Below are 3,602 nucleotides of genomic sequence, written 5' to 3'. Positions count from 1 at the left end.
TCGCCGGTTGCGGCGATAGGTTGCGAGGCAGGACGTTTCTTCGTGCCGACCGTAACTTTTTCGTTAACCGGTTGGGCCACAACCTTTTCACTCAAGATTTCTTCGGAGGAACCCACACCGTCGATGCTGCGCACCTTCTTTGTGATCTCTTTTTCTCCGACCACGCCCTTCTGCGTCACGACCTTTTCGTCAGTGAACTTCGAATCATCGCTGGTAGTTTCGGTTTCGAACTGAATCGGCTCGCTGGCCGTAACCTTTTCTTCCGTGATGCGCTGCACCTGCACGATAGGTGCCGCGCCGGGGTTGAACAGCACCTGGACAGCATCCAAGTCGGTCAGTTTCACTTTGTTGCGAGTGAGGATGTCCTCCGGGGTGATGTCGGACTTCGCGGCTTTCATCTGCGCGGTAGCCCCATCGTGGACCAGTTGATAAACCTCACCCGGCGCAAAAAGAGCCAACGGCACGCCATGCAAATCCTTGCCGCTGGTGCCCACAAATTGCACCGCTTGGCCTTCCCAGAGTTTTTTAATCGCCGCGCTCGCGGAGTTTTCGGTCGTGTCGATGTCTTTCCTGGCGCCGTTAACCATGACGGTTAACCCCCGAGAACTTTCAATAGTGATCTTCATCCCATTCTCGACGGGGGTTTTAGGCCCGGGGATGATGGAGTCTTTAGCGCTGAAACTCACGCCGTTTTCAGCCAACAGGTCGGATACGGTAGCCCCCCAGCCGCCGAATTCCTGGACTTTGCCGTCGGCAACCACAGTGGCGGTCTTGTGCGCCATCGCAAAAGCGGTGCCGATGCCGGTGCCCAGCACCAAAGTGGCTGCCAGAGCGCCAACGAGAGGCGCAAAAAACTTTCGAGAGCCTCGAACCGGATTTGTTTGAAGGTGGCGCGGGGCTCGTGTGGGGGATACGTTCATGTTCGTAGTATTCTCTTCCATCAACAAAAATGTTACCGAATCGTTATATTTTTGTCCAGCTCGTTATCTATTGTACACCTTTAGTTAACAACAACCACTACTTTCACAGTGTTAACTTTCCTAACAATCCGGTGCTGACCTGGATAAATCCTAAAAATCATAGACGGCCGTGGCGTTACGGTAAGTTTGTTCGCGCAAGTCCTCGCTCGTAACCTGGGTTAGTTCCGCCAAGAAGTCCGCGGTATGTCCAATGAGATAGGAGGCGTTGGGCTGGCCTCGATAGGGCTGGGGCGTCAAATACGGAGCATCAGTTTCAATGAGGCGCAGATGAGCTGGCATCGCTAGGGCTCCAGCTTGAATATCTTGGTTGGCGTGGTAGGTGACGTTTCCCGCAAAAGAAGCGTACCAGCCATTTTCTGTCAAAATTTCGGCCAGCTCAGCGTCCCCCGAAAAGCAGTGAAAAACCGTTTTTCGCGGCGCCCCGCAGCGCCGCAAAATTTCTACGCAATCCTGATGGGCGTCACGGTCATGAATCTGCAGGGGTAAATCCAAGGCTTTCGCCAGCTCGATATGTGCCGCAAATGCTTGCTTTTGCGCTTCCTTGCCCGTTTCGGCAGTGCGAAAATAGTCCAAACCGGTTTCCCCGATAGCCACCACTGCCTCCGGAAATTCACGGGCTGTCCGTTCCACCGTCGCTAAAGCGTCATTGAGGGACGTTTCCTGCCAGGGTTCACGCTTCTGCACCACGTTATCCGGCGCCGTATCCAAAATCCCCAAGTGACGCGGAGCATCGTTAGGATGAATGGCCACCGCAAACCGCACCATTTCAAAAGCGGAGCCGGAAAACCGCTCGCGGTCGACACTCAGCACCTGAACTTCCGGAAGGCTACACAGAGAGACGACAACTCGTTGCACACCTGATTGTTCCGCCCGTTCCATTTGTTCTTCTGCGCTGAGCCGCACCCCGGAGGAATCGCTGACATAGTCCCCCGGCAACAAAGGCAAATGGGTGTGATTATCAAACAGTCTGCCGCTACCAAATGGCCTTTCCCCGCCGTCAAAAGGCTGGCCGCTCACCGGTACGGGTGGCCACACCTTTGGCTTTGACTTACGTTTACTCACCAGCGTCCTCGCAACTTCGTGCTACTTGTGCAGCAGGTTCGCGTACCGTTCGTGTTCTTCCTCAACGACAGACTCGTCAAGTTTTTGGAATACCGGAGCCGGTTTCGCCACCGCTTGCCCCACCTGTACCGGATGACGCTCCCACGTCGGTGCGTTGCGGTAATCTCCGGTGATAATCGGGTAAGTGCGGTCGCTCCCGTCCTCGTTTTTCACATCCAAGTCGACGACTTCTTCGATTCGCGGCAGGGGCGCCACATTCCCAGCCCCGCCCAAAACCTTGTCAATAGCGTTGGACGAAGTCGGCAAGAATGGCGACATCATTAGGTTCAAATCCGTCACCACCTGAGCTAGAACGTGCAGAATTGTTCCCAGCCTCTCGCGCTGCGACTCGTCTTTTAGCTTGAAAGGCTCCGTGGTGGTTACGTAGCGGTTAGCCTCTCCCACGAGGCGCATAATCTCTGCTAGAGCAGCCTTTTGGTGATGGCTTTCGACGAGGCCACCCACGGTTTCGAATCCGGCACTGACAGCATCCAATAGTGCCTGATCTTCAGCTGTGAAATCGCCGGCGGGAGGAATCTCGCCAAATTTCTTTGAAATCATGGAGGCCGTGCGGTTGACCAGGTTGCCCCAGGCAGCCACCAACTCGGAGTTTGTGCGCCGCACAAACTCGCTCCAGGTAAAATCAGAATCCTGATTTTCCGGCCCCGCCGCAGAGATGAAATACCGCAGCGCATCGACTTGGTAGCGAGACAGCATATCGCGCACATAAATCACAATCCCGCGCGAGGAGGCAAATTTCTTGCCTTCCATGGTCAAAAATTCTGAGGAAACTACCTCGGTGGGCAAGTTCAGGATACCTAAGTCGCCAGGCTGACCGCCCAAGTCTCCGCGTCCGTTGTAGCCCAGGATTTCGGCGGGCCAAATCTGGGAGTGAAACACGATATTGTCCTTGCCCATAAAGTAATAGGACAGAGCTTCGGGGTCATTCCACCACTGACGCCAATCCTCTGAGGACTGACCGAAACGACGCGCCCACTCAATGGAAGCCGAGAGGTAACCGATTACCGCATCAAACCAAACATAGAGACGCTTGGGCTGATCCTCCCACCCGGGAATGGGGATACCCCAGTCAATATCACGTGTCATAGCTCGCGGTTTAATGTCTTTTAAGAAGTTCTTGGAGAACTTGATGACGTTGGGGCGCCAATTACCGTTCTTTTCCCGGTCGTCGAGCCACTCATTCAAGGCTTTGGCGAGAGCCGGTAAATCTAAGAAATAATGATCGGTTTCCACAAATTCCGGAGTCTCGCCGTTAATCTTGGAACGCGGGCGAATCAGGTCGGTGGGGTCGAGCTGGTTGCCGCAAGCATCGCACTGATCCCCCCGAGCTCCTTCCGCTCCGCAGATGGGGCAAGTCCCCTCAATATAGCGGTCTGGAAGGGTACGTCCGGTGGAAGGAGAAATCGCGCCCCGGGTGGTCTGCACCTTCATGTAGCCGTTATCTCGCACCACTTTGAACATGGCGCGAACAGTCTCATAGTGATTGCCCGTGGTGGTGCG

At 54.9% G+C, this 3,602-nt stretch carries 3 protein-coding genes; all 3 read right to left on the bottom strand.

Annotated features, from left to right (window positions below; all coding sequences use genetic code 11):
* A partial coding sequence (locus RDL66_RS08905; RefSeq protein ID WP_308536633.1) for a G5 domain-containing protein occupies window positions 1-941 on the bottom strand: 941 nt, incomplete at its 3' end.
* A 129-nt stretch (window positions 942-1,070) separates the two neighbouring features.
* Window positions 1,071-2,042 carry a TatD family hydrolase gene (locus RDL66_RS08900; RefSeq protein ID WP_308536631.1) on the bottom strand — a complete coding sequence of 324 codons (972 nt, stop codon included), beginning with the start codon at window positions 2,040-2,042 and terminating at the stop codon, window positions 1,071-1,073.
* Between the two features lie 21 nt (window positions 2,043-2,063).
* A partial coding sequence (metG, locus tag RDL66_RS08895; protein WP_308536629.1) for a methionine--tRNA ligase occupies window positions 2,064-3,602 on the bottom strand: 1,539 nt, incomplete at its 5' end.

It is taken from the genome of uncultured Mobiluncus sp., from assembly GCF_902488535.1.
Lineage (GTDB): Bacteria > Actinomycetota > Actinomycetes > Actinomycetales > Actinomycetaceae > Mobiluncus.
Note: the sequence above shows the minus strand (reverse complement) of the source record. Positions and strands in the feature narration are given on the sequence as shown.